Below are 26,075 nucleotides of genomic sequence, written 5' to 3' on the forward strand. Positions count from 1 at the left end.
CCGGCATGGCGCTCAACACGTCCGCGGAATCGCCGCTGCCCGTCGGTGAGGTGTCGCGGCTCATCGGAGGGTGGATCGACCGGCTCGGGGCCGTGTGGGTGGAGGGGCAGATCACCCAGCTCTCGCGGCGGCCGGGCGCCGGCGTGGTGTTCCTGACGCTGCGGGACCCCTCGTACGACATCTCGGTGAGCGTGACCTGCTACCGGCAGGTCTTCGACGCGGTCGCGGACGTGGTGAGCGAGGGCGCCCGGGTCGTCGTGCTGGCGAAGCCGGAGTGGTACGCCCCGCGCGGGCAGTTGTCGCTGCGGGCCGCCGAGATCAAGCCGGTCGGCGTGGGCGAGCTGCTCGCGCGGCTGGAGCAGCTGAAGAAGGCGCTGGCCGCGGAGGGGCTGTTCGCACCGGAGCGGAAGAAGGCACTGCCGTTCCTGCCGCAGTTGGTCGGCCTGGTGTGCGGGCGGGCCTCCGCCGCCGAGCGGGACGTGCTGGAGAACGCCCGGCACCGCTGGCCCGCCGTCCGCTTCGAGGTGCGCAACGTCCCCGTGCAGGGCGTGCACGCGGTGCCGCAGGTGGTGCAGGCGGTGAAGGAGCTCGACGCGATGGACGACGTCGACGTGATCATCGTGGCGCGCGGCGGCGGCAGCGTGGAGGACCTCCTGCCGTTCTCGGACGAGCAGCTGGTGCGGACGGTCGCCGCGTGCCGTACACCGGTGGTCTCCGCGATCGGGCACGAGCCGGACAACCCGCTGCTGGACCACGTCGCCGATCTGCGCGCCTCCACGCCCACCGACGCCGCCAAGAAGGTCGTGCCGGACGTGGGCGAGGAGTACGAGCGGGTCCGGATGCTGCGCGACCGGGCCCGGCGCTGTGTGCGGGCGGTCGTCGAGCGGGAGGAGCGCGGGCTCGCCCACGCCCTGGCCCGGCCGTCGATGGAGGACCCGCACCGGATGATCGACGAGCGCGCCGACCAGGTCGCGGCCGTCCTGGAGCGGGGCCGCCGCACCCTCGGCCATCTCCTGGACCGCGCCGACTCGGAGCTGACGCACACGCACGCGCGCGTGGTGGCCCTCTCCCCGGCGGCGACCCTGAAGCGCGGTTACGCCGTGCTCCAGCGGGCCGACGGGCATGTGGTGCGCGATCCGGACGAGGTGAGCGGCGACGAGGTGCTGCGGGCGCGGGTCGCCGAGGGTGAGTTCAGTGTCAGAGTCGATTCTTAGGGTGAGGGCATGACCGGCAAGGTGGATGAGGCGCTCGGCTACGAGCAGGCGCGGGACGAGCTGATCGAGGTCGTACGGCGGCTGGAGGCCGGCGGTACGACGCTGGAGGAGTCGCTCGCGCTGTGGGAGCGCGGGGAGGAGCTCGCGAAGGTGTGCCGGCGCTGGCTGGACGGCGCGCGGGCCCGGCTGGACGCGGCACTCGCCGAGGAGGGGGCGCGGGAGGAGGCCGAGGGCGAGGAGTAGCGCCCCCTTCGCCTTCGGCGCTCCGTCAGCCGCCGCACGGGGCCCGGTGGTCCGCCCTGTGAAGCGGATCACCATACTCCAGTTTTTGTTGAACATTGAACATCACTCGCCTATGGTCGTGATGTCAGCCGATCCGGCACCCCGGATCCGACGCACACCCCGAGAAGGTTCACGCATGTCTCTCGTTCTTGACCCCGCCGCCCAGGACCTGCTGTTCCGCGAGGCCCGCACCGCGAACACCTTCACCGACGAGCCGGTGACCGAGGAGCAGGTGCAGGCGATCTACGAGCTGGTCAAGTTCGGCCCGACCGCCTTCAACCAGTCGCCGCTGCGCGTCACCCTGGTCCGCTCCCCCGAGGCCCGCGAGCGCCTGGTGCGGCACATGGCCGAGGGCAACCAGGCCAAGACCGCCACCGCCCCGCTGGTCGCGATCCTCTCCGCGGACAACGAGTTCCACGAGGAGCTGCCGCAACTCCTGCCGCACTTCCCGCAGGCCAAGGACGCCTTCTTCAGCGAGCGCCCGGTCCGCGAGGGCTCCGCCACGCTGAACGCCGCCCTCCAGGCCGCGTACTTCATCATCGGCGTCCGCGCCGCCGGCCTGGCCGCCGGGCCGATGACCGGCCTGGACTTCGAGGGCCTGCGCAAGGAGTTCCTGGACGACGACCACACCCCGCTGATGGTCGTCAACATCGGCAGGCCGGGCGAGGACGCCTGGTTCCCGCGCTCCCCGCGCCTGGCGTACGACGAGGTCATCACCACCGTCTGAGCCCTCGCACGGACATGACGAAGGCCCCTGGCTCGATCGCCGGGGGCCTTCGTCATGTCCGCGTGGACGGGTGAGGGCCTCACTCCGTCCTGAGCGCGCCCGCCATCTCCGCGAGCTGCCCGAACGAGCCCGTGCCCGCGACCACGGTCGTGGAGCCGTCCGCCTTCAGCACCAGGGCGTCGTAGCGGCCGCCCGCGTAGCGGGTCCAGGTCTCGCCGCCGATCTCCTGGGTCGCCCTGGTCTCCTTGGCGCCCTGGGTGGCCTCGTCGATGAAGACCTTCGTCTTCTCGTGAGCGGACTGCTCGACCTGGACGTACTCCCCGTCGGGAGCGTGGTAGCCGAGGTGCCACAGGTCGGCCTCGTCGCCCCGGAACCGCACCGAGGTCGCCTTCCACTCCTGGGCCAGGCCCTCGGGGGCGGCCACCGGGTACGACGCCGCGCGCCGGGCCGTGAGCAGCTCGACCCGGTAGTCGACCCGGGGGACGTCAGGAGCGGAGTCGTCGTGCGGAATGAAGACGTAGACGACTCCCGCCGCGAGGATGGTCACCGCGAGGGAGAGGACCATGTTCCGGACCGACTGCTTCTTAGCGTTCGTACCTGCCACGCCCCCTATCGTCGCAGGTGCCCCGGTCCGCTCATCCGTGGGGCCCCCTGCTCATTTTGTCGACCTGACGATAGAGTCTGGGCCACACCCTCATCCGGCCGTCGTCGTATCAGAAAGGTGCGCTCCGATGACCGAAAATCATCATCTGCCGTCCGAACTCGATGTCCCCTCCGAGGCTCCCGACCGCAACCTGGCCCTGGAGCTCGTCCGGGTCACCGAGGCGGCCGCCATGGCCGCGGGCCGCTGGGTCGGGCGCGGCGACAAGATCGGCGCCGACGGTGCCGCCGTGCGCGCGATGCGGACCCTCGTCTCGACCGTGTCGATGAACGGCGTCGTCGTCATCGGCGAGGGCGAGAAGGACGAGGCGCCGATGCTCTTCAACGGGGAGCGGGTCGGCGACGGCACCGGCCCCGAGGTGGACATCGCCGTCGACCCGATCGACGGCACCACGCTGACCGCCAAGGGCATGCCCAACGCCATCGCGGTCCTGGCGGCCACCGAGCGCGGGGCGATGTTCGACCCGTCCGCCGTCTTCTACATGGACAAGCTGGTCACCGGCCCCGAGGCCGCCGACTTCGTCGACATCGACGCCCCGGTCTCGGTGAACATCCGCCGGGTCGCCAAGGCCAAGCGCGTCACGCCCGAGGACGTCACCGTCGTCATCCTCGACCGGCCCCGCCACGAGGGCATCATCAAGGAGATCCGGGAGGCCGGCGCGCGCATCAAGCTGATCTCCGACGGCGACGTCGCCGGATCGATCTACGCGCTGCGCGAGGGCACCGGCGTCGACCTGCTGCTCGGCATCGGCGGTACGCCGGAGGGCATCATCTCGGCCTGTGCCGTGAAGTGCCTCGGCGGCACGATCCAGGGCAAGCTGTGGCCGAAGGACGACGAGGAGCGGGCCCGCGCGGTCGACGCCGGGCACGACCTGGACAAGGTGCTGACCACCGAGGACCTGGTCACCGGCGAGAACGTGTTCTTCGTGGCGACCGGCATCACCGACGGCGAGCTGCTGCGGGGCGTGCGCTACCGCTCGGAGACGGCGCTCACCGAATCGATCGTGATGCGCTCGAAGTCGGGGACGGTCCGCCGGATCGACTCCGAGCACCGGCTGAGCAAGCTGCGGGCCTACAGCGCGATCGACTTCGACCGGGCCAAGTAGCGCCCCTGCCACGGGGGCCGCGGTGCGGCGCGGCAGAGGAGTGGGGCGCCCCCGGTGCGGTGGGGGCGCCCTTTTCCCTGTTGGTGGGAGCCGTCGGGTCCTCGGCTCAGCCGGCCTGCGCTATGCGGTCGGCCGACCTGGCCGCCTTCTTCAGCTCCACGTCCCGGCGCCGCCGCCGGGCGAGGACGACCCGGCGCTCGGCCGCGGTCAGGCCGCCCCAGACGCCGTACGGCTCGGGCTGGAGCAGGGCGTGCTCGCGGCACTCGACCATGACCGGACAGCGGGCGCAGACCCGCTTGGCCGCCTCCTCGCGGGAGAGCCGTGCCGCTGTGGGCTCCTTGGAGGGGGCGAAGAACAGGCCGGCCTCGTCGCGTCGGCACACCGCCTCGGTGTGCCACGGGGCTTCTTGGTCCCTGTCTCGCACCGGCTCCCGCTGGGCCGGAACGGCGGCTACCTGCAGGGACGAATGCGGCGGTTGCAGCACGGTCTACTCCTGACGACGGCTTCGCGAGCGAGAGACGATGCAGCAAGGTCTACCCGCTGTACGCGTGCCTATGCAGTCAGTTCCGAACCGCCGGCCCACGGGACCGCGGAGCGGACGGACGGGCGGACCGGCCGCCCTCGCCCCGGCTCCGGTTCGCGACCGTCAACGGCCCAGGTGCTTGCGCAAACTCCGGTCGACCTTGTCGTGGACCCGGTCGAGGATGTCCGCCACCAGCTTGCCGCGCCGGGCCCGGCCCTCGACGCTCCCCAGCACGGCCCACCCGTCCACGTAGACCACCGGCGCCGCAGGGTCCTCCGCGTCCAGGCTGTCCACCTCGAAGCTGCCGAGGACACCGCCGCCGGCGCCGCGCAGCGACACGTTCTCCGGGACGCGCACCTCGACACTGCCGAAGACCGCGAACGCCTTGATGACGACCTGCTGGTACTCGAAGATCGCCTCGCTGAGGTCGATCTCGACACTGCCGAAGACGGCGTACGCGTGGATCCGGCGCCCGGCGCGCCGGCGTCCTCTGCGGACGGCGCTGCTGAAGACGGCCACGGCGTGGTCGTCGGGGTCGTCGGGGAGGTTGCCGGGGCGGTTCGGGACGGAGGTGTGGGTCGGCCCGGTGCGGGGGGCGTGCGCCGCGGGCAGGTCCTTGATGAAGACCTCCAGCTCGCCCACCGTCTTGGCGTTCAGCACCCCCTCGACCCGCTCACCGTGCTCGTCGGGGGTGAGGCGCCCCTCGGCGAGGGCCTCGCGCAGGATGTCGGCGATCCGGTCGCGGTCGGCGTCGGAGGCGCGCAGGTCGGCGGAGGAGGCGGTGGTGGGCGCGGTCTGCTTCTGAAGGTCCACGACAGCAGCGTACCCAAACACGATAGATCGCGATAGCCCCCGCCGGCCCGAGCCCCGCTCGAACTGAGCCTTACCTCACAAGCCCGGCGCGGACGGCAGGTTCTACGCTGGTGGGCGCTGCCCAATGGAGGGCGGTCGCCGCATCAGTCGAGTGAGGAATGGCATCGATGCCTGAGTTCGCGTACACCGACCTGCTCCCCATGGGAGAGGACACCACCCCCTACCGGCTGGTGACCTCCGAGGGTGTCTCCACCTTCGAGGCCGACGGGCGGACGTTCCTCAAGGTCGAGCCGGAGGCGCTGCGCAAGCTCGCCGCGGAGGCCATCCACGACATCCAGCACTATCTGCGCCCGGCCCACCTCGCCCAGCTCCGCCGGATCATCGACGATCCCGAGGCGTCGAGCAACGACAAGTTCGTGGCGCTGGACCTGCTGAAGAACGCGAACATCGCGGCCGCGGGCGTCCTGCCGATGTGCCAGGACACCGGCACCGCGATCGTCATGGGCAAGCGCGGACAGAACGTGCTGACCGAGGGCGGCGACGAGGCGGCCCTGAGCCGCGGCATCTACGACGCCTACCTCAACCTCAACCTGCGCTACTCGCAGATGGCTCCGCTCACCATGTGGGAGGAGAAGAACACCGGCTCCAACCTGCCCGCGCAGATCGAGCTGTACGCCACCGACGGCGGCGCCTACAAGTTCCTCTTCATGGCCAAGGGCGGCGGCTCCGCCAACAAGTCCTTCCTCTACCAGGAGACCAAGGCCGTCCTGAACGAGGCCTCCATGATGAAGTTCCTGGAGGAGAAGATCCGTTCGCTCGGTACGGCCGCCTGCCCGCCGTACCACCTGGCGATCGTCGTCGGCGGCACCTCCGCCGAGTACGCGCTGAAGACGGCCAAGTACGCCTCCGCGCACTACCTCGACGAGATCCCCGCCGAGGGCTCCCCGCTCGGCCACGGCTTCCGGGACAAGGAGCTGGAGGAGAAGGTCTTCGAGCTGACGCAGAAGATCGGCATCGGCGCCCAGTTCGGCGGCAAGTACTTCTGCCACGACGTGCGGGTCGTGCGGCTGCCGCGGCACGGCGCGTCCTGCCCGGTCGCCCTCGCCGTCTCCTGCTCGGCCGACCGGCAGGCCGTCGCGAAGATCACCGCCGAGGGCGTCTTCCTGGAGCAGCTGGAGACCGACCCGGCCCGGTTCCTGCCGGACACGACCGACGAGCACCTCGCCGCGGGCGACGACGACGTGGTGCAGATCGACCTGAACCAGCCGATGGAGACGATCCTCGCCGAGCTGACCAAGTACCCGGTCAAGACCCGGCTCTCCCTCACCGGCCCGCTGGTCGTGGCCCGTGACATCGCGCACGCCAAGATCAAGGAGCGGCTGGACGCGGGCGAGGAGATGCCGCAGTACCTCAAGGACCACCCGGTGTACTACGCCGGTCCGGCGAAGACGCCCGAGGGGTACGCCTCCGGCTCCTTCGGCCCGACCACGGCCGGCCGCATGGACTCCTACGTCGAGCAGTTCCAGGCGGCGGGGGGCTCCAAGGTGATGCTCGCCAAGGGCAACCGGAGCAAGCAGGTCACGGACGCGTGCGGGGCCCACGGGGGCTTCTACCTCGGGTCGATCGGCGGTCCTGCGGCCCGGCTCGCCCAGGACTGCATCAAGAAGGTCGAGGTCGTCGAGTACGAGGAGCTCGGCATGGAGGCGGTCTGGAAGATCGAGGTCGAGGACTTCCCGGCGTTCGTCGTGGTCGACGACAAGGGGAACGACTTCTTCCAGGATCCGGCTCCGGCGCCTACGTTCACCTCCATTCCGGTGCGGGGGCCTGGGCTGGTGTAGTGCCGCGGGGGCGGGCGGGGGTGGGTTTTCGCCCCCGCCGCCCCTTCCCTTCCCGTCCCTGGGGGCTGTGCCCCCAGACCCCCCTTCGGCCCCTAAAGGGCCTTGTCCTCAAACGCCGGACGGGCTGAGAGATCACCCCGGACGGGCTGAATGAGACCCGTCCCGGAACATCCGGGACCCGTCGGTCGCTGTATCGGGTATGAGCGACGACTATCGCATCGAGCACGATTCCATGGGTGAGGTCCGGGTTCCCGTGGGCGCCAAGTGGCGGGCGCAGACGCAGCGGGCCGTGGAGAACTTCCCCGTCTCCGGGCAGCGGATCGAGCGGGCGCACATCGAGGCGCTGGCTCGGATCAAGGGCGCCGCGGCGAAGGTGAACGCGGAGCTGGGCGTGCTCGACAAGGACGTGGCCGCCGCCATCCAGGAGGCCGCCGCGGAGGTCGCCGAGGGCCGGTGGGACGAGCACTTCCCGGTGGATGTCTTCCAGACCGGTTCCGGCACCTCGTCCAACATGAACACCAACGAGGTCATCGCGACCCTCGCGAGCGAGCGGCTCGGCCGGGACGTGCACCCCAACGACCACGTCAACGCCTCGCAGTCCTCCAACGACGTCTTCCCCTCCTCCATCCACATCGCCGCCACCGCCGCCGTCACCCGCGACCTGATCCCGGCCCTGGGCCACCTGGCCGCCTCCCTCCAGCGCAAGGCGGAGGAGTTCTCGGACGTGGTGAAGTCCGGGCGTACGCATCTGATGGACGCCACGCCCGTCACCCTGGGGCAGGAGTTCGGCGGGTACGCGGCCCAGGTGCGGTACGGCGTGGAGCGGCTGGACGCCTCACTGCCCCGGCTCGCCGAGCTGCCGCTGGGCGGCACGGCGGTGGGCACCGGGATCAACACCCCGCCCGGGTTCTCCGCGGCCGTCATCGAGGAGGTGGCGCGGGCCACCGGGCTGCCGCTCACCGAGGCCCGGGACCACTTCGAGGCGCAGGGCGCCCGGGACGGGATCGTCGAGGTCAGCGGGCAGCTGCGGACGATCGCGGTGGGGCTCACGAAGATCGCGAACGATCTGCGGTGGATGGCCTCGGGGCCGCGCACCGGGCTGGCGGAGATCTCGCTGCCCGATCTGCAGCCCGGCTCCTCGATCATGCCCGGCAAGGTCAATCCGGTCGTCCCGGAGGCCGTGCTGATGGTCGCCGCGCAGGTCGTCGGGAACGACGCCACCGTGGCGACCGCGGGCGCCGCCGGCAACTTCGAGCTGAACGTGATGCTGCCGGTCATCGCCAAGAACGTGCTGGAGTCCGTGCGGCTGCTCGCGAACGTCTCCCGGCTGCTCGCCGACCGCACGGTCGACGGCATCGTCGCCCACCGCGAGCGGGCCCGCGAGTACGCCGAGTCGTCACCCTCCGTGGTCACCCCGCTCAACAGGTACATCGGGTACGAGGAGGCGGCGAAGGTCGCCAAGAAGGCGCTCGCGGAACGCCGGACCATCCGTCAAGTCGTGCTGGAGGGCGGATATGTGGAACGCGGCGACCTCACCCTCGCTGAGCTGGACGAAGCCCTGGATGTCCTGCGGATGACACGGCCGTGACGTTTTCCGTCGCGACCGCGAACCGTGACGTTCGCCGCAGCGTCGTCCGGGGGTGACACCTAATATCTGTGCATGGCAGACGGCGGAGCGATGACGACGACGGAAGCGGGCGGATCCACGACCTACTGGGCGCCCGGGAGTCACATCCTGTGGCGGTACCGGCAGAACGCCGGTGCGCGCTTCCACATCGTGCGCCCGGTCACGGTGGTGCGCGACGACGCCGATCTGCTCGCCGTGTGGCTCGCGCCGGGCACCGAGTGCCTCAAGCCCACCCTCGCCGACGGCACCCCCGTCCACCAGGAGCCGCTGCGGTCGCGCTACACCAAGCCCCGCACGGTGCAGCGCGACCGCTGGTTCGGCACCGGGGTACTGAAACTGGCCAGACCCGGTGAGCCCTGGTCGGTGTGGCTGTTCTGGGAGCCGGGCTGGCGGTTCAAGAACTGGTACGTGAACCTGGAGGAACCGCTGGCCCGTTGGGCCGGCGGGGTGGACTCCGAGGACCACTTCCTGGACATCTGCGTCTACCCGGACCGCAGTTGGGGCTGGCGGGACGAGGACGAGTTCGCGCAGGCCCAGCAGGACGGCCTGATGTCGGCACCGGCGGCCGAACGGGTGCGGGAGGCGGGCCGGGCCGCCGTGGAGACGATCCGCGCCTGGGGGCCGCCTTTCTCGGACGGCTGGCAGCACTGGCGCCCGGACCCGTCCTGGGCTGTACCGTCTCTGCCGGAGGACTTGGACCGTACGCCCGCGCACGTGTCCTCATGAGACCCTTGATGCGCCCCCGGGCAGGAAACGTAGGATCGTCCTCCGCAAGAGCGCGCGGTGGCAACGACCGGAGCGCGTACTGGGCTTGACCGATCGTCACCGAGGGGCGGCAGGACGTGAGCGAGGGGTACGAGGGCAACACCGGTACGGGCGGCGCACAGCCCGCCGGCGGCACAGGAACAGCCTCTGACCACGCGGGAATCCCGTTCCCCGGGCACGTATTGCGGGTATCGGGACTTCGGCGGGACGAACCACACGGCCCGGACGGATGGATGCGACACGCGTGACGGAGCAGCCGACCTCCTTCGAGCGCCCCCCGGGCGCCGACCCCGCGGACGCACGCGGGGGGCTTCTGCGCGCCCCGAGTCCCTCCCGCGCTTCCGCCGGCGCCGCGTTACCCCCGCAGGCGCGTACCGGCGAACCGCCCTCCATCCCGGGCACGACCGCACCGTCCGGCAACGACAAGGCCCTCGTGAGCAACGGTCCCGAGCATGCGCAGCCCTCCTCCGCCACGGAGGCGGACACCCACCGTCCCCGGCCGGTCCCGGAGGCCATTCCGGCCCAGCCGGGCACCGACCAGGACCCGGCGGCCGCCGGTCAGGAGCGGCGCACCGGGCAGTCCCTGACACCGGGTCGGCCCACGCCGATGCGCCGGGACGGCGACCGGCTGCGGTTCGTGGGTGCCGCGACCCGGCGGATCGCCCGCGGCCTCGATCTCGACGAGATCGTGATGGGCCTGTGCCGGGCCACCGTGCCGACGTTCTCCGACGCGATCCTGGTCTACCTGCGCGATCCGCTGCCGGTCGGCGACGAGCGGCCCACCGGACCGGTCGTGCTGCGGCTGCGCCGCACCGACCGGATACCCGAGGACCGGGACACGGAGAGCGGCTTCCTGCCCGCGCAGGGCGTGCCGGAGCCGACCGAGCTGGCCGAACTGTCCGCCGTCACCGCCGAGTTGTGCGAGGTACAGCCGGGCGGCGCGCTCGCCGAGGTGCTGCGCGGGGTCCGTCCGGTGTTCGCCGACGCGCCCGCTGCCCGCGCCGCGCTGCCCGAACTCCTCGGCAGCGACGGGGAGTCGGTGGTGCCCGAGGGGCAGCGCGCGATCCTCGCGCCGCTGCGCGGCCGGCGCCGGGTGATCGGCGCGGCCCTGTTCCTGCGCCGCCCGGAGCGCATCGCCTTCGAGGCGGACGACCTCCTGGTCGCCGCCCAGCTCGCCACGCACAGCGCCCTCGGCATCGACAAGGCGGTCCTGTACGGCCGTGAGGCGTACATCGCGGACGAGTTGCAGCGGACCATGCTGCCCGAGAACCTGCCCCGGCCGACCGGGGTCCGGCTCGCGTCCCGTTATCTCCCGGCCGCGGAGACCGCGCGGGTCGGCGGCGACTGGTACGACGCGATCCCGCTGCCGGGCAGCCGGGTGGCGCTGGTGGTGGGCGACGTGATGGGCCACTCCATGACGTCCGCCGCGATCATGGGGCAGCTGCGCACGACCGCCCAGACCCTCGCCGGCCTGGATCTGCCGCCGCAGGAGGTGCTGCACCACCTCGACGAGCAGGCCCAGCGGCTCGGCACCGACCGCATGGCGACCTGCCTGTACGCCGTCTACGACCCGGTCTCGCACCGGATCACGATCGCCAACGCCGGCCACCCGCCGCCCGTGCTGCTGCACCTGGGCGGCCGGGCCGAGGTGCTGCGGGTGCCGCCGGGCGCCCCGATCGGCGTCGGCGGTGTCGACTTCGAGGCGGTGGAACTGGACGCGCCCGCCGGGGCCACGCTGCTGCTGTACACCGACGGGCTGGTGGAGTCGCGGCTGCGGGACGTGTGGACCGGGATAGAGCAGCTGCGGGAGAAGCTCGCCGCGACCGCCCAGCTCACCGGCCCGGACCATCCGCCGCCGCTGGAGGCGCTCTGCGACGAGGTGCTCGACATGCTCGGGCCGGGCGACCGGGACGACGACATCGCGCTGCTCGCCGCGCGGTTCGACGGGATCGCGCCGAGCGACGTCGCCTACTGGTTCCTGGAACCGGAGGACGCGGCCCCGGGCCGGGCCCGGAAGCTGGCCCGGCGGGCGCTGTCGCGCTGGGGCCTGGAGGAACTCACCGACTCGGTGGAGCTGCTGGTGAGCGAGGTCGTCACCAACGCGGTGCGGTACGCCTCCCGGCCGGTCACGCTGCGTCTGTTGAGGACCGATGTGCTGCGGTGCGAAGTCGGCGACGACGTACCGCAGTTGCCTCGGCTGCGGCAGGCCAGGGCGACGGACGAGGGCGGCCGTGGGCTGTACCTGGTGAACCGGCTCGCCCGGCGGTGGGGAGCCACCCGCCTGAGCACCGGCAAGGTCGTCTGGTTCGAGCTGAACCACGGCTGACCGCACCGCGCGGCGACAACGGGACGAAGAGGAAGGGCGCCCGGTGATCACCGGGCGCCCTTCGGCTATCTCTCCTCGTCCGGTTCGACCGGGTCCTCCGGGATGTCGTCCGTGGGAGGTGTCGTCGTCGGCGCCTCGGTGGTCGGCTCCTCCGTCGGCTCCCCGGTCGTCGGGGTGTCGGTGGGCGTCTCGGTGGGCGTCTCGGTCGGGGCCTCGGTCGTCGGGGCCTGGGTGGTCGGCTCCTCGGACGGCGTCTCGGACGGCTCCTTCGTCTTCGTCGGCGTCCAGGTCGGCTCCACCGCCGCGCCCTGGTCGGTGTCGAGGTCGAACTCGGCGTCCGGGTCGGTCACCCCGAACATGTAGGCCGCCCAGACCTGCGCGGGCAGTCCGCCGCCGTTGACGCGTCCGGTGCCCGGCAGGGTGCCCGTGGCGCCCTTCATGTTGACCTGGTTGCCCGTCTTGGCGTCCTCGCCGAACAGCCCCACCGAGGTCACCAGATCCGGTGTGTAGCCGGTGAACCAGGCCGAGCGGCCGAAGTCGGAGGTACCGGTCTTGCCGGCGACCTCCTGGCCGTCGCGGGCCGGGTTGTCGCGCACCGAGGTCCGGGCCGTACCGTCGTCGACCACACCGGTCAGCACCGAGGTGACGGTGTCCGCGGCCTCGCGGCTGATCACCTGGTCGCCGATCGGGTCGGGCATGGTGACCGTGCGGTTGTGCTGCTCGGCCGACTTGATCAGGGTCGGGGTGACCTGCTTGCCGTGGTTGTCGAGGGTGGCGTAGACCCCGGCCATCTGGAGCGGGCTCGCGCCCATCGTGCCGAGCGTCTGGGCGGGCACCGCCTGGAGGTCGTCGTCCATGCCGAGGGCGGCGGCGGTGTCCATCACGTCCTGCATGCCGACGTCCACGCCCATCTGCGCGAAGACCGAGTTGACGGACTTGTTCATCGCGGTCTGCACGGTGACGTCGCCGTAGTCGACGTCGTCCTCGTTCGGCGGGGAGAAGCCGACCTTGTTGCCGTTGGCGTCGACCACCGGGCGCCTGCTGGTGCCGTCGTAGACCGTCTTGGCGCCGATCAGGTCGCCGTCCTGGGTCTCGGCCTCGTTCTCCAGCGCCGCGGCGAGGATGACCGGCTTGAACGTGGAGGCCGGCTGGTAGTCGACCCGGGTCGCGTTGGAGCGGTAGTGCTTGAAGTAGTCCTGGCCGCCGTACAGGGCGACGATCTTCCCCGTCTTGGGGTCGACGGAGACGGCGCCCGCCTGGATGTCGGCGTCGACGGAGCGCTTCTTCGGGTTCAGCTTGCTGGTCAGCTGGGTCTTGGCCGCCTTCTCCAGCTGCGCCTGCTTCTTGCGGTCGATGTTCAGGGTGATCGTCCAGCCCTGGCTCTTGACCTGGGTCTCGGCCTCGGAGCGGGAGATGCCCTCCTGCTTCATCAGCTGTTCCTCCAGCTGGCTGTTGGCGAGGTCGACCAGGTAGCCCTTCTGTCCGTCGAGGCCGGCCACGGCCTTGGGCTCCTCGGGCACCGGGAACTTCATCGACGCGCGTTCGGATGCGTCCAGCCAGCCCTCCTCGACCATGTTGTCCAGGACGTAGTTCCAGCGCGCCTTGACCAGCTTCTTGCCGGTCTCGGAGGCGACCGCCCAGTCGTACTGGCTCGGCGCCTGGAGCAGGGCGGCGAGGTAGGCGCCCTGCTCGATGTCGAGGTCCTCGGCGTCGACCCGGTAGTACGCCTGGGCGGCGGCCTGGATGCCGTAGGCGTTGCGGCCGAAGTAGCTGGTGTTGAGGTAGCCCGCGAGGATGTCGTCCTTGGACAGCTGGCGGTCGACCTTCAGCGAGATGACCAGCTCCCGGAGCTTGCGGGTGACCGTCTGCTCCTGGGTGAGGTAGTAGTTCTTGACGTACTGCTGGGTGATCGTCGATCCGCCCTGCGCGCCCTTGCCGCTGAGGGTGTTGACCACGCCGCGGGCGGTGCCCTTCAGGTCGACGCCGGAGTCCTTGAAGAAGGTCTTGTTCTCGGCGGCGACGAAGGTGTACCGGACGTCCTCGGGCACCTTGGAGAGGTCGACGATCTCGCGGTTGACCTCTCCGTCACGGGCCAGGACCGTGCCGTCGCTGTACTTGTAGACGTTGCTCTGGAGGCGTGCGGCGGCGTTCCCCTTGGGGATGTCGACCATCATGTACAGGACGATGAAGCCGCCGATGCCGAGCAGGCAGAGCCCGAGGAAGGTGCCGAGCACCTTCTTCCAGGTGAACAGCCGGCGTATGAGGCCGCGGCCGTCCGCGTTCGACGAGCGGCGACGCCCGGGGGCGGCGCGGCGGCCACCGCGCTGCCGTGCTCGTCTCTCTTCCGCTCGTCCCATGAGTCCGATCCGCTCCGCTTCGCTCTGGTGTGCACTCGTGCCACACAGGTTCGCCGCTCAGGTCAGCTCAGAAAACTAACACCGAGAGATGTGACAAAGGGCCGCCGATCCGGTCTTTTACGGACGTGACAATCAGCACCCGTTTCACCGGAACCGACCACCGAGAGGTGCGGAGGGTTGCCTCGGCGATTAATGTGATATCACTTGGCTAGGAACTAGCTAGTATCTGAAACGGGGGACACACTCATGCCCGACCACCAGACGCCCGTCGCCGCCGACCTGCCCGAGATGCCCGCCCCGCGGGTGCGGGAGTTCGCCGCGCACAGCATCGGCGGCGGCCTCGCCCTGCTGCTCGGCCTGCTGGGACTGGCCGCCGGGGCCGGCTGCGTCGTCGCCGCGACCGCCATCGACGCGACCGGCGTCAAGGCCCTGCTGATCACCGGCGGCGTCCTGGTCGCCCTCGCCGCCTTCCTCGCGATGTGCGGACTGAACATGGTCGCGCCGGGCGAGGCCCGGGTGGTCCAGCTCTTCGGGCGGTACCGGGGGACGATCCGGCAGGACGGACTGCGCTGGGTGAACCCCTTCACCTCGCGGACGAGGATCTCCACCCGGGTGCGGAACCACGAGACGGCCGTCCTGAAGGTCAACGACGCCTACGGCAACCCGATCGAGCTGGCCGCGGTCGTGGTCTGGAAGGTGGAGGACACCGCGCAGGCGAGCTTCGAGGTCGACGACTTCCTGGAGTTCGTCTCGACCCAGACCGAGGCCGCGGTCCGGCACATCGCCATCGAGTACCCCTATGACGCCCACGACGAGGACGGCCTGTCGCTGCGCGGCAACGCCGAGGAGATCACCGAGAAGCTCGCCACCGAGCTGCACGCGCGCGTGGAGGCGGCCGGAGTGCAGATCATCGAGTCGCGCTTCACGCATCTCGCGTACGCTCCCGAGATCGCCTCGGCGATGCTCCAGCGGCAGCAGGCCGGGGCGGTCGTGGCGGCCCGGCGGCAGATCGTGGACGGAGCCGTCGGAATGGTCGAGGCCGCTCTCGTGCGGATCTCCGAGCGGGACATCGTGGAACTGGACGACGAGCGCAAGGCGGCGATGGTGTCGAACCTGATGGTGGTGCTGTGCGGGGACCGCGCGCCGCAGCCGGTGCTCAACACGGGGACCCTCTACCAGTGACGACCGCTCCCCAGGGCCGGCCGCAGCGCAAGCAGGTGCTGCTGCGGCTGGACCCGGCCGTCCACGAGGCGCTCGCCCGGTGGGCCGGCGACGAGCTGCGCTCGGCCAACGCGCAGATCGAGTTCCTGCTCCGCAAGGCCTTGGCCGACGCGGGGCGGCTGCCCGGAGGGGCCGGGCCGATCCCGCGCCGCGGCCGTCCGCCCGCGGAAGCGGCGGCGCCGGTGGAGCAGGCGAAACCGGTGGAGCCGGCGAATCCGGCGGAGCCGATGAATCCGGCGGATCTGCCCGAGTCCCCGTAGCCCCCCGATCGATCCCCCGATCCCCGGTAGCAGAACCGTGACAATCGGCCCCCACCTGGGCCGCCGCACTCAGCGCCCCGGGCTGTGCACTCGGCGTATACACACCGCGTATACACCCCGTGTAGAGTTCCCGTCATGTCCATCGGTCACACCCTTCTGGGGCTCCTGGAGTCGGGCCCGCGTCACGGCTACGACCTGAAGCGGGCCTTCGACGAGAAATTCGGTCACGACCGGCCGCTGCACTACGGCCAGGTCTACTCGACGATGTCCCGCCTGCTGAAGAACGGACTCGTCGAGGTCGACGGCATCGAGCCCGGCGGCGGCCCCGAGCGCAAGCGGTACGCGATCACCGACGCCGGCGTCACCGACGTCCAGCGCTGGCTGGCCACGCCCGAGAAGCCCGAGCCGTACCTCCAGTCCACGCTGTACACCAAGGTCGTCCTCGCGCTGCTCACACGCCGCGACGCCGCCGACATCCTGGACACCCAGCGCGCCGAGCACCTGCGGATGATGCGGATCCTCACCGACCGCAAGCGCAAGGGCGACCTCGCCGACCAGCTGATCTGCGACCACGCCCTGTTCCACCTGGAGGCCGACCTGCGCTGGCTGGAACTGACCGCCGCGCGGCTCGACAAGCTGGCGGAGGTGGTGGTCAAGTGACGGCCCCTGCGGGTGCCCTGCTCGCGGCCCACGAGCTGCGCAAGGCGTACGGTCCCACGCTCGCCCTCGACGGCGCCGAGTTCTCGGTCCATCCCGGAGAGGTCGTCGCCGTGATGGGGCCGTCCGGCTCCGGCAAGTCGACGCTGCTGCACTGTCTCGCCGGGATCGTGCCCCCGGACTCGGGGTCGATCCTGTACGCGGGGCGCGAGCTGGCCACGATGAGCGACGCCGAGCGCAGCGCGCTGCGCCGCTCCGAGTTCGGTTTCGTCTTCCAGTTCGGCCAGTTGGTGCCGGAGCTGACCTGCGTGGAGAACGTGGCGCTGCCGCTGCGGCTGAACGGCGTCTCCCGCAAAGAGGCCGAGCGGGCCGCGGTGTCCTGGATGGAACGGCTGGAGGTCGACGACCTGCGCGGCAAGCGGCCCGGGGAGGTCTCCGGCGGTCAGGGGCAGCGCGTCGCGGTGGCCCGGTCGCTGGTCACCGGCCCGCGGGTGGTGTTCGCCGACGAGCCGACCGGCGCGCTGGACTCCCTCAACGGCGAACGCGTGATGGAACTGCTGACGGAGGCGGCCCGGTCCACCAACGCCGCCGTCGTCCTCGTCACGCACGAGGCGCGGGTGGCGGCCTACTCCGACCGCGAGATCGTCGTACGGGACGGGCGGTCCCGGGACATGGAGCGGATCGTATGAGGTCCGGACGCTGGGCCGGGGACCTGGCGATGGGGATGCGGTTCGCCTTCGCGGGCGGCCGCGAGGGCTGGACCCGGGCCGTGCTGACGGCCGTCGGGGTGGGCCTCGGCGTGGCGCTGCTGCTGCTGACGACGGCCATCCCGAACGCGCTCTCCGCCCGGGACGACCGGGGTAACGCCCGTACCGACATCACCTACAACCCCGACGTGCCGCCCCGGGCCGAGAACACCCTGCTCGTCGCGGACGCCGACACCCGCTTCCACGACCAGGACATCCGGGGCCGGGCGCTGGAGCCGGAGGGGCCGCGGGCGCCGCTGCCGCCCGGCGTCGACCGGTTCCCCGCGGTGGGCGAGATGCTCGTCTCCCCCGCGCTGAAGCGGCTGCTGGAGTCCGACGGCGGAGCGCTGCTGCGCGAGCGGCTGCCCGACCGGATCGTCGGGACCATCGGCGAGGCCGGTCTGATCGGCTCGGCCGACCTGGCCTTCTACCGGGGTGGCGAGGACCTCGCCCGCTGGGCCGACGGCGCCCAGGTGGCCCGTATCGACCGCTACGGCGATCCGAACCCGTACCGGGAGAAGACCGATCCGGTGCTGGTGCTGCTGATCCTCGTCGTCCTCGTCGCGCTGCTGCTGCCGGTGGCGGTGTTCATCGCGGCGGCCGTGCGGTTCGGCGGCGAGCGGCGCGACCGGCGGCTCGCGGCACTGCGGCTGGTGGGCTCCGACAGCCGGATGACCCGTCGCATCGCGGCCGGCGAGGCGCTGGCGGGAGCCCTGCTGGGGCTGGTCCTCGGCACCGGATTCTTCCTGATCGGACGTCAGATCGCGGGCTCGGTGGAGGTGTTCCGGTTCAGTGTCTTCCCGAGCGACCTCAACCCCTCCCCCGCGCTCGTCCTGCTGGTGGCCCTGGCGGTGCCCGCGGCCGCGGTGCTGGTGACGCTGCTGGCGCTGCGCGGGGTGGTCATCGAACCGCTCGGCGTGGTGCGCACGGCGAAGCCACCGCGGCGCAAACTGTGGTGGCGGCTGCTGCTGCCGCTCGGCGGACTGGCGATGCTCGCGCCGATGATCGGCCAGGGCAACGACAACGGCGACTTCAACCAGTACCTGGTCATCGGTGGCGTGCTGTTGCTGCTGGTCGGTGTGACCGCGCTGCTGCCCTGGGTGGTGGAGACGGTCGTCGGCCGCCTCGGCGGCGGCTCGGTCGCCTGGCAACTGGCCGTACGCAGGCTTCAGTTGAGCAGCAGCACGGCGGCCCGGCTGGTCAACGGCGTCGCGGTCGCGGTGGCCGGCGCCATCGCCCTTCAGATGCTGTTCTCCGGGGTGGAGAGCGAGTACACCAAGGACACGGCGTACGACCTGAGCAAGGCGCAGATGCAGGTGACCGTGGGCGGCGGGGTCGAGGTCGACCGGGTCGCCGAGCGGTTGCGGGGCACCGAGGGGGTGCGCCGGGTCGTCGCCCACTCGGAGAGCTACCTGGGCGACCGGCGCAGCGACCCCGAGCACAGTGCCGCGGTGACCGTCGGCGACTGCGCGGCGCTGCGCGAGATGGCGAAGCTGCCCTCGTGCCGGGACGGCGACGTCTTCGCCGTGCGCGACGCCGAGTACGACACCGACACCCCGGAACTCGCCACGTCCGGACGGACCTTGTACGTGGACCCGAGTTACCAGGGCTCCACTCCGGGCCGCGAGGTCGCCTGGCGGGTGCCGTCCGGGATCCGCCTGGTGGCGGCGCGCGCCGACCTGAGCGGTATGGAGCGCGGCGGCTTCCTGCTCACCCCGAAGGCACTCCCCGAGGCCGCTCTGCCGACCCTGACCGGCCGGGCGTACGTGGGGCTCGACCCCGCTGTGGCCGACGGCCGTGAGCTGGTGCGCAACACCGCGGCCGGGCTCGGCCCGCTGGTGCGCTCCCAGGACTGGGCGGCGACGGAGCGGTCCGACCGCTACGACTCCATCCGCACCGGGCTGTTCGTCGGCGCGGTCTGCGTGCTGGTGCTGATCGGGGCGAGCCTGCTGGTGTCGCAGCTGGAACAGCTGCGGGAGCGCAGGAAGCTGCTGTCGGCGCTGGTCGCCTTCGGCACCCGGCGGCGCACGCTGAGCCTGTCGGTGCTGTGGCAGACGGCGATCCCGATCACGCTGGGGCTGCTGCTGGCCTCGGCGGTGGGGCTGACGCTGGGCGCGGTCCTGCTGCGGATGACCGACACCGCGGTACGGGTGGACTGGGCGAGCCTGCTGTCCATGACCGGCGCGGCGGCCGGGGTGGTCCTCGCGGTGACCCTGCTGAGCCTGCCGCCGCTGCTCAGACTGATGCGGCCGGACGGACTGCGCACCGAGTGAGGGACGGGCCCCCCGCCGTGAAGTCGGCGGGGGGCCCGGTCCGTTCACAGCCCGTACTCCTTCACCACCCGCCTGACCTGGGCGAACAGCATGCCCACGTTGACCGACTTGCGGCAGACGACCACGGCGACGACGTCCTGCTGCTCGCTCATCCGGATGAACAGATGGGTGAGGTTCTCGCTGTTGACGAGGATCTCCTCGAAGAAGTGCCGGTCGGTCTCGATGCCCCGGCGTTCCTTGAAGACGTCCTCGATCATCACGACCGTCCGGCCCTGGAAGAGGTCGAGGGTGGCGCCGGCCAGCAGGTCCAGGACCTCCGGCGGATGGTTGTCGACCGTCTCGTAGGACAGCAGCATGCCGGTGCTCATGTCGACGACGCCGGAGGCGACGCAGTCGGGGGCATCGGTGCGCAGGGACTTGACCAGTCCCATCACCTGGTCGGAGAAGCCGGCGGTCATGCGTTTGGTCGCCATCGGTTCAGACACCTTCCGTCGCTTTCTCGCTGCGAATGACATCGCCGCTGTTCAGATCGGTACTGTTCGGTGCGCCGGCGGCCGGGTCGGTGCCGGTCAGGATCGAGTCGATGCGGCGCAGGGCCGGCTGGGACTCCTGGTGCAGCCGGTCGAGGTCGAGCCCCTCGTCGCCGAGGACGGCCATCAGCGCGGTGTCGCCGACGGCGTAGACGACCGCGCAGCCGCCGCTGCCGTGGGTCACCGCCCGGCGCAGGGTGCCGCGTCGCGCGGCCTGCGCGGTGCGCCGGGCGAGGCCGAGTCCGGCCGCGGCGAGGGCGGCGAGCGGCTCGGGGTCGATGGAGTCGGCGGTGTCGGCGGCGATGAGCAAGCCGTCGGCCGCGGCCACCACGGTGTCGGTGATTCCGGTGACCTGTTCGCGCAGACCGCGCATTTCCCGCGCCAGCGCTTCGTGGTCCATGTCGTCAACTCCCCTGTTGCTGTGCGTTTCTGTTCATGGGTCTATCGGGCCGTTCCGTTCCGCAGGCGGAAGAACCATTTCCGGTTCGCTTCGGGGCCTTCCGGGGCGAGCGCCTCGGGGTCCTCCGGGACGGCGAGCGCCTCGCCGATCCCGCTGGCGCCGGGCCGTCGGCGGGGCAGGGTTGCCGGCGCGGGCGGTTCCTCGGGGGGCGGCGGGGGGAGCGCCGGGGCTCTGCGGCGGACGCCCTCGGAGGGGGTGCGGACCCGGACGGGCGCGGGGTCCGGGGCGCACTCCAGCTGTCCTTCGGCGAGCATCCGGGCCACCTCGACGGTGACGGTGTAGACGCCGCGCCCGGTGCGGAAGGCGAGATCGCGGGCGGTGCTGCGGCCGTCGGCGTGGGCGAGCAGCTCGGCCTGGAGCGGGGTGAGCGGGTCGGGCCGGCGCGGTGCGGGCTGTGGGCGTTCACGGTCGGGGTGCACGGGGTGCGGCAGCGTCCGGAGGGCGGCGATCCGGCGGGCGGTGTCCTGGAGCAGCCGGGTCGGCCGCTCCCCGACCGCGAGCGGGGCCGTGGGGCCGGGTCCGCCGGTGGCGCGCAGGCAGTCGTCCACGAGGCCGGCGGCGACGGCGAACACCGCGTCGTGCAGCGCCATCAGGCAGACCACGCGCAGGGTGGCACCGCCCACGTGCCCGTGCGCGACGAGTTCCGCGACCGGCCAGGGCGCGCCGCCGGACTCCCGGGTCAGCTCGGCCCACTGCTCGCCGCTGACCCGCCCGGAGCGCAGCAGCAGCGCCTCGGGGCCGGGCGAGCCGGGTGACTCGGCGGCGACGACCAGTCCGTTGCTGAAGTGGACGGAGCCGCCCGGGGTGCCCGCGACGCGCAGTGCCCCCGTGAATCCCTCGCGACCGCACCCGGCCAGGGCCGGGGCCAGCTCGTGGTAGCCCGACATCACTCCCCTTGGCCTTTCGTACACACGCCTGACGCGTAGCACTGAGGGGTGAAGGTCTAGCAGCCGGGGCGGGAGTTGCGACGGTGGATTACCGAGCTGCCCCTAGTTGGCGGAAGTTGAAGTTCCCGGCCGTTCAAAACTCTTTGTTCGGCGCTCATTTGACCGAATGGGAATGCGGTTCCTGATTCAGTCGCCGCCGTCCAGCACCCGTACCGGCAGCGGTTGCAGGGCCTCGCGCAGGGCCGTCGCGAGTTCCCGGTACTCGGTGCCGCGGGCCGCGCCGGTGCGCATGGCGAGGGCGATCCTGCGGGTGGGCGCGGGATCGGCGAAGGAGCCCGTCATCAGCCGGTCGCTGCGGGTCGTCTCGACCCTGACGGCGGTGCGCGGCAGCAGGGTGACGCCGAGTCCGCCGGCCACCAGCTGCACCAGCGTGGCCAGTCCGGCGGCCGTGGTGGTGACCGGGGCGTCCTCGCGGCCGGCCTCCCGGCAGATGTCCAGGGCCTGGTCGCGCAGACAGTGCCCCTCGTCCAGGAGCAGCAGGTTCAGCTCCCGCAGCGCCTCGCGGGGGATGCCGGCCCGGCCGCCGAGTTCGTGGTCCAGCGGGGTGACCAGGACGAAGTCCTCGTCGAAGAGCGGGAGTTCGACCACTCCGGGCACGCCGAGCGGTACGGCGAGCAGCAGCAGGTCGAGGCGGCCGGTGTGCAGCCCGTCGATCAGGGAGGCGGTCTGCTCCTCGTGGACCTGGAGGTCGAGGTCGGGGTAGCGGTCGTGGACCAGCCTGAGGACGGTGGGCAGCAGGTAGGGGGCGACGGTGGGGATGACGCCGAGTCGGAGCACCCCGGTGAACGGCGCCCGTACCGCCTCCGCCTCCGCCATCAGGGCGCCGACCTCCTCCAGTACGGCACGGGCGCGCACGGCGAGGCGCTCGCCGGCCGGGGAGAGCAGCACCTTGCGGGTGGTGCGTTCCAGGAGGGTGACGCCGAGGGTCTCCTCCAGCGCGGCGACGGCGCCGGAGAGCGCGGGCTGGCTCATCCCGAGGGCGGCGGCCGCGTCCCGGAAGTGCAGGTGGTCCGCGACGGCGGCGAAGGCCCGCAACTGGGCGAGACTGGGCAGCCTTCGCCTGGCCGAACCATTACTGACGGTCACTGATAATCGCCTCCGATCAACACCTCCGAGTGTAGCGATTTCTCTAATCAATGCACCTTGTGCCAGCATCGGGCCCGTCCAACCCAAGGGAAGCGTCCGCGATCCGGACACTTCCTCGCTGCAAGGAGAGCGTGTGCTCACTGTTGGTGACAAGTTCCCCGAGTTCGAACTGACCGCCTGTGTCTCGCTGGAGAAGGGCCGGGAGTTCGAGCAGATCCACCACAAGTCCTACGAGGGCAAGTGGCTCGTGGTCTTCGCGTGGCCGAAGGACTTCACCTTCGTGTGCCCGACCGAGATCGCCGCGTTCGGCAAGCTGAACGAGGAGTTCGCCGACCGCGACGCGCAGATCCTCGGCTTCTCCGGCGACTCCGAGTTCGTCCACCACGCCTGGCGCAAGGACCACCCGGACCTGACCGACCTGCCGTTCCCGATGATGGCGGACTCCCGGCACGAGCTGATGCGGGACCTCGGCATCGAGGGCGAGGACGGCTTCGCGCAGCGCGCCGTGTTCGTGGTCGACCCCAACCGCGAGATCCAGTTCACGATGGTCACCGCCGGCTCCGTGGGCCGTAACCCCAAGGAGGTCCTGCGGGTCCTCGACGCGCTCCAGACCGACGAGCTCTGCCCGTGCAACTGGAGCAAGGGCGACGAGACGCTGGACGCGGTCAAGCTGCTGGCCGGGGAGTGACCTGACGTGTCACTCGACTCCCTGAAGTCCGCCGTCCCGGACTACGCCAAGGACCTGAAGCTGAACCTGGGTTCGGTCATCGGCAACTCCGACCTGCCGGCGCAGCAGCTGTGGGGCACCGTGCTGGCGACCGCCATCGCCTCGCGCTCCCCGATCGTGCTGCGTGAGCTGGACCCGGAGGCGAAGGCGAACCTGAGCCCCGAGGCGTACACCGCGGCGAAGGCCGCGGCCGCCGTCATGGCGATGAACAACGTCTTCTACCGCACCCGGCACCTGCTGTCGGACCACGAGTACGGCTCGCTCCGGGCCGGCCTGCGGATGAACGTCATCGGCAACCCCGGTGTCGACAAGGTCGACTTCGAGCTGTGGTCCTTCGCGGTCTCCGCGATCAACGGCTGCGGCATGTGCCTGGACTCGCACGAGCAGGTGCTGCGCAAGGCGGGCCTGGAGCGCGAGGTCGTCCAGGAGGCGTTCAAGATCGCCTCCGTGATCCAGGCGGTCGGCGTCACGCTGGATGCCGAAGCGGTCCTCGCCGCCTGATCCCCCGTGCCCCGTGGGCCCCGTTCACCCTTGGTGGGCGGGGCCCTCGGCGTTCTCGACGGCAGGCTCCGAGGTCTCGGGCGCCGTCTGCGGAGGCGCCTGCTCCTGCGCGTAGGCCCGCAGATAGCCGACCACGGTGTTCGTCACCGCGACCAGCGGCACCGCCACCACCGCGCCGCCGATGCCCGCGACCATGCCGCCCGTCGCGACCGCCAGCACCACGGCCAGCGGGTGGACCCGCACCGCGCGCCCCAGGATGAACGGCTGGAGGATGTGCCCCTCGATCTGCTGCACCGCCAGCACCACCACCAGCGTCATGACGGCGGTGAACACCCCCTGGGTGACCAGCGCGACCACCACGGCCAGCGCCCCGGAGGCCACCGCGCCGACGAGCGGGATGAAGGAGAACAGGAAGATGAACACGGCCAGCGGCACAGCCATCGGCACATCCAGGAAGTAGATGCCGATACCGATGAAGACCGCGTCGATCAGGGCGACTATCACCGTGCCGCGCACGTACGCGGTGAGGGTGCGCCAGGCGGCCGGGCCCGCGCCCGCCACGCCCGGCCGGGCCGCCGCGGGCACCAGCTTCAGCGACCACTCCCAGATCCGCTTGCCGTCGTAGAGCAGGAAGAGCGTGGAGAAGGCCGCGAGGAGGATGCCGGTGAGCGCCTCGACGATGACCGTGACGCCCTCCAGGCCCGCCGAGGTGATCTCGTCGGTGTTGGCGCCGACCGCGTCGCGCAGGTTCTCCGCGATGTCGTTGATCTGCTTGTCGGTGACGTGGAAGGGGCTGTTCAGCAGCCAGTTGCGCAGTTCGTCGATGCCGTCCTGGACCTGGTCGGAGAGGTTGTCGAGGTTCTCCATGACCTGCCAGGTGACGAACCAGCCCATCAGGCCCATCACCACGAACCCGAGGATCGCGGTGAGCGCGGTCGCCAGCCCGCGCGGAACGCCGTAGCGCCGCAGCCGGGTCACCGTCGGCTCCAGCAGCGCGGTGATCAGCAGCGCCGCGACGAAGGCGAGCACCACCAGCTGTACGGCGCTGATGACCCGCATCAGCACCCAGACCGTGCCGGCCAGCACCAGCAGCCGCCAGCCGGCCTCGGCGGCGACCCGCACGCCCCACGGCACGGCCAGCGCCGGATCGGGCCGTTCCGGATGGGTGGGCAGGGAAGGGGCGGTCGGGGGGACCCGTTCGGCGGGCCGGGGCGCGGCCTCGCCGGCGCTCTCGCGCTCCACCTCCGCGCGGCGCTCGTCCAACCGCTCACCCATCTGCGTCAGTCCGGTCCCGATCCGGCCGAGCCACTTTGGCACTCGCGACATGAAGCGTCCTCTTCCCCCGTCTTTCCCCACCACTCCCCCCGGAGTCGTCCGCTCCGAACCGTACATGGCGACAGCCCCTCACCGTAGGACGGTGAGGGGCTGTGCGAGGTTGAGCGGGGGCCGGCTCAGTACCAGTGGTTGGCCTGCCAGAACGACCAGGCGTCACAAGGACTGCCGTAGCGCTCGTTCATGTAGTTGAGGCCCCACTTGATCTGAGTGGCGGGGTTGGTCTGCCAGTCGGCTCCGGCGGAGGCGTACTTGCCGGCCGGGAGAGCCTGGAAGAGACCGTAGGCGCCGGAGGACGGGTTCACGGCCTGGTAGTTCCAGCTGGACTCGTGGTCCACGATGTTGCTGAAGCACTGGTACTGACCGGACGGCACCATCTGCTGAGCCATCGCCTGGATCTGCGCGATCGTGTACGAGCTCTGCACCGGGAAGCTGGAGGAGGACCGGGAGGCCTTCGCCTCGGCCTCTTCGCGCTCCTTGGCCTCCTCGGCCGCCTTGGCTTCCTTGGCCGCCTTCTCGGCGGCCTCCTTCTTGTCGATCGCGGTCTGGGCGGCCGCCTTGCGAGCCGACTCCTCCGCGTCCTTCTTGGCGCTGGCGTCCGCGGCGATGGCCTGGACGTTGGCCTGCTGAGTCAGGGACGCGGTCTGTACCTGGGCCTGCTGACCCGTGGGTATGTCCGCGAGGAGCGTCGCGTCGGCTGCCGTCGCCTGGGCGTCGTTGTTCTGCGCGGTGCTGCCCGAGGCAACGCCGACGACGCTTCCGACAGCGGTGACCGCGGTGGCCGAGGCCACTGCGAATCCCCGGACCGAGATCCGGCTCACACGGTTTCCTTCCAGCATCGCCCGCTTCGGTGACCCTGGCGGACGCAATCGTGCCCCTGGCACTGGCCTCCAACTGCGGGGTCACAGGAGGCGCGGGCCCGGTGGGCAACTCCCCCGTGGGGAGCGCCGCGTGGTGCGCGGGCGGCATACGACGACTTTATGGAGTTGGCGGTGCTTCTCAAGTGGTCCCGTACCGCTGGGGGTACGGATGTGCCGTATGCGGGGCCTGACAGGAGTGAGACTCTGCCGTACCCGGACACCGCAAGGCAATTCTGT

General features: G+C 71.2%; 25 protein-coding genes. 15 read left to right on the forward strand and 10 right to left on the reverse strand.

The window, feature by feature from the left end:
• Window positions 1-5 precede the first annotated feature (5 nt).
• The 3 genes from xseA (at window position 6) to AB0E07_RS12560 (ending at window position 2,223) form a co-directional block, all read left to right on the forward strand.
• A complete protein-coding gene (gene xseA / locus AB0E07_RS12550; RefSeq protein ID WP_362249368.1) occupies window positions 6-1,214 on the forward strand; it encodes an exodeoxyribonuclease VII large subunit in 1,209 nt (402 codons plus the stop codon).
• Between the two features lie 9 nt (window positions 1,215-1,223).
• Window positions 1,224-1,457, forward strand: a complete 234-nt coding sequence (locus tag AB0E07_RS12555; protein ID WP_362249371.1) for an exodeoxyribonuclease VII small subunit — start codon at window positions 1,224-1,226, stop codon at window positions 1,455-1,457.
• 175 nt (window positions 1,458-1,632) lie between these two features.
• The gene (locus tag AB0E07_RS12560) at window positions 1,633-2,223 is read left to right on the forward strand and encodes a malonic semialdehyde reductase (protein ID WP_362249374.1); all 591 of its coding nucleotides are present in this window, start codon (window positions 1,633-1,635) and stop codon (window positions 2,221-2,223) included.
• A 79-nt stretch (window positions 2,224-2,302) separates the two neighbouring features.
• Here AB0E07_RS12560 and AB0E07_RS12565 read toward each other — a convergent pair whose 3' ends face one another.
• Window positions 2,303-2,827 carry a DUF4245 domain-containing protein gene (locus AB0E07_RS12565; RefSeq protein ID WP_362249377.1) on the reverse strand — a complete coding sequence of 175 codons (525 nt, stop codon included), beginning with the start codon at window positions 2,825-2,827 and terminating at the stop codon, window positions 2,303-2,305.
• Between the two features lie 127 nt (window positions 2,828-2,954).
• On the opposite strand from AB0E07_RS12565, the gene glpX reads away from it, so the two are divergent.
• Window positions 2,955-3,989, forward strand: a complete 1,035-nt coding sequence (glpX, locus tag AB0E07_RS12570) for a class II fructose-bisphosphatase (protein ID WP_362249380.1) — start codon at window positions 2,955-2,957, stop codon at window positions 3,987-3,989.
• A gap of 106 nt (window positions 3,990-4,095) precedes the next feature.
• Here glpX and AB0E07_RS12575 read toward each other — a convergent pair whose 3' ends face one another.
• Window positions 4,096-4,473 (reverse strand): WhiB family transcriptional regulator, encoded by a 378-nt coding sequence (locus tag AB0E07_RS12575; RefSeq protein WP_362249383.1) that lies wholly within the window; start codon window positions 4,471-4,473, stop codon window positions 4,096-4,098.
• A gap of 162 nt (window positions 4,474-4,635) precedes the next feature.
• Complete coding sequence (locus AB0E07_RS12580; RefSeq protein WP_362249386.1) at window positions 4,636-5,325, reverse strand: DUF1707 domain-containing protein; 690 nt, start codon at window positions 5,323-5,325, stop codon at window positions 4,636-4,638.
• A gap of 167 nt (window positions 5,326-5,492) precedes the next feature.
• Between AB0E07_RS12580 and AB0E07_RS12585 the strand changes: the two genes are divergently transcribed.
• From AB0E07_RS12585 to AB0E07_RS12600, 4 genes are all read left to right on the forward strand, one after another.
• The gene (locus AB0E07_RS12585; protein WP_362249389.1) at window positions 5,493-7,163 is read left to right on the forward strand and encodes a fumarate hydratase; all 1,671 of its coding nucleotides are present in this window, start codon (window positions 5,493-5,495) and stop codon (window positions 7,161-7,163) included.
• Window positions 7,164-7,362: 199 nt separating this feature from the next.
• Window positions 7,363-8,751, forward strand: coding sequence for a class II fumarate hydratase (locus AB0E07_RS12590; protein ID WP_362249392.1), 1,389 nt, complete (start codon window positions 7,363-7,365; stop codon window positions 8,749-8,751).
• Between the two features lie 72 nt (window positions 8,752-8,823).
• Entirely contained in the window at window positions 8,824-9,516 is a 693-nt protein-coding gene (locus AB0E07_RS12595; protein ID WP_362249395.1) for a DUF402 domain-containing protein, read from the forward strand.
• 268 nt (window positions 9,517-9,784) lie between these two features.
• Window positions 9,785-11,881, forward strand: a complete 2,097-nt coding sequence (locus AB0E07_RS12600; protein WP_362249396.1) for a SpoIIE family protein phosphatase — start codon at window positions 9,785-9,787, stop codon at window positions 11,879-11,881.
• A 65-nt stretch (window positions 11,882-11,946) separates the two neighbouring features.
• On the opposite strand, the gene AB0E07_RS12605 is transcribed toward AB0E07_RS12600, so the two are convergent.
• Window positions 11,947-14,238, reverse strand: coding sequence for a transglycosylase domain-containing protein (locus AB0E07_RS12605; protein WP_362249398.1), 2,292 nt, complete (start codon window positions 14,236-14,238; stop codon window positions 11,947-11,949).
• Window positions 14,239-14,484: 246 nt separating this feature from the next.
• On the opposite strand from AB0E07_RS12605, the gene AB0E07_RS12610 reads away from it, so the two are divergent.
• From AB0E07_RS12610 to AB0E07_RS12630, 5 genes are all read left to right on the forward strand, one after another.
• The gene (locus AB0E07_RS12610; RefSeq protein ID WP_362249400.1) at window positions 14,485-15,420 is read left to right on the forward strand and encodes an SPFH domain-containing protein; all 936 of its coding nucleotides are present in this window, start codon (window positions 14,485-14,487) and stop codon (window positions 15,418-15,420) included.
• A complete protein-coding gene (locus tag AB0E07_RS12615) occupies window positions 15,417-15,719 on the forward strand; it encodes a hypothetical protein (protein ID WP_362249403.1) in 303 nt (100 codons plus the stop codon). Before AB0E07_RS12610 ends, AB0E07_RS12615 begins: the two co-directional genes overlap by 4 nt.
• Window positions 15,720-15,854: 135 nt before the next feature.
• Window positions 15,855-16,379, forward strand: coding sequence for a PadR family transcriptional regulator (locus AB0E07_RS12620; RefSeq protein ID WP_015658114.1), 525 nt, complete (start codon window positions 15,855-15,857; stop codon window positions 16,377-16,379).
• On the forward strand, window positions 16,376-17,065 hold the full coding sequence (locus AB0E07_RS12625; protein WP_362249407.1) for an ABC transporter ATP-binding protein: 690 nt from the start codon (window positions 16,376-16,378) through the stop codon (window positions 17,063-17,065). The genes AB0E07_RS12620 and AB0E07_RS12625 overlap by 4 nt, the downstream gene beginning before the upstream one ends.
• On the forward strand, window positions 17,062-19,395 hold the full coding sequence (locus tag AB0E07_RS12630; protein ID WP_362249410.1) for an FtsX-like permease family protein: 2,334 nt from the start codon (window positions 17,062-17,064) through the stop codon (window positions 19,393-19,395). Before AB0E07_RS12625 ends, AB0E07_RS12630 begins: the two co-directional genes overlap by 4 nt.
• A gap of 44 nt (window positions 19,396-19,439) precedes the next feature.
• On the opposite strand, the gene AB0E07_RS12635 is transcribed toward AB0E07_RS12630, so the two are convergent.
• From AB0E07_RS12635 to AB0E07_RS12650, 4 genes are all read right to left on the reverse strand, one after another.
• Window positions 19,440-19,868 (reverse strand): hypothetical protein, encoded by a 429-nt coding sequence (locus tag AB0E07_RS12635; RefSeq protein ID WP_362249413.1) that lies wholly within the window; start codon window positions 19,866-19,868, stop codon window positions 19,440-19,442.
• Window positions 19,869-19,872: 4 nt separating this feature from the next.
• Complete coding sequence (locus AB0E07_RS12640; RefSeq protein WP_362249416.1) at window positions 19,873-20,325, reverse strand: roadblock/LC7 domain-containing protein; 453 nt, start codon at window positions 20,323-20,325, stop codon at window positions 19,873-19,875.
• 41 nt (window positions 20,326-20,366) lie between these two features.
• On the reverse strand, window positions 20,367-21,272 hold the full coding sequence (locus AB0E07_RS12645) for a MarR family transcriptional regulator (RefSeq protein WP_362249419.1): 906 nt from the start codon (window positions 21,270-21,272) through the stop codon (window positions 20,367-20,369).
• 186 nt (window positions 21,273-21,458) lie between these two features.
• Window positions 21,459-22,418, reverse strand: coding sequence for a LysR substrate-binding domain-containing protein (locus AB0E07_RS12650; RefSeq protein ID WP_362249421.1), 960 nt, complete (start codon window positions 22,416-22,418; stop codon window positions 21,459-21,461).
• A gap of 133 nt (window positions 22,419-22,551) precedes the next feature.
• Between AB0E07_RS12650 and AB0E07_RS12655 the strand changes: the two genes are divergently transcribed.
• Window positions 22,552-23,106 carry a peroxiredoxin gene (locus AB0E07_RS12655; protein ID WP_362249423.1) on the forward strand — a complete coding sequence of 185 codons (555 nt, stop codon included), beginning with the start codon at window positions 22,552-22,554 and terminating at the stop codon, window positions 23,104-23,106.
• Window positions 23,107-23,112: 6 nt separating this feature from the next.
• Entirely contained in the window at window positions 23,113-23,646 is a 534-nt protein-coding gene (locus AB0E07_RS12660) for an alkyl hydroperoxide reductase (RefSeq protein ID WP_362249425.1), read from the forward strand.
• A 24-nt stretch (window positions 23,647-23,670) separates the two neighbouring features.
• On the opposite strand, the gene AB0E07_RS12665 is transcribed toward AB0E07_RS12660, so the two are convergent.
• Complete coding sequence (locus tag AB0E07_RS12665) at window positions 23,671-24,972, reverse strand: AI-2E family transporter (protein ID WP_362249428.1); 1,302 nt, start codon at window positions 24,970-24,972, stop codon at window positions 23,671-23,673.
• A 125-nt stretch (window positions 24,973-25,097) separates the two neighbouring features.
• Window positions 25,098-25,799 carry a transglycosylase SLT domain-containing protein gene (locus tag AB0E07_RS12670; protein WP_362249430.1) on the reverse strand — a complete coding sequence of 234 codons (702 nt, stop codon included), beginning with the start codon at window positions 25,797-25,799 and terminating at the stop codon, window positions 25,098-25,100.
• Between the last annotated feature and the right edge of the window lie 276 nt (window positions 25,800-26,075).

The sequence above is a fragment of the Streptomyces sp. NPDC048002 genome (assembly GCF_040653275.1).
Taxonomy (GTDB): domain Bacteria; phylum Actinomycetota; class Actinomycetes; order Streptomycetales; family Streptomycetaceae; genus Streptomyces.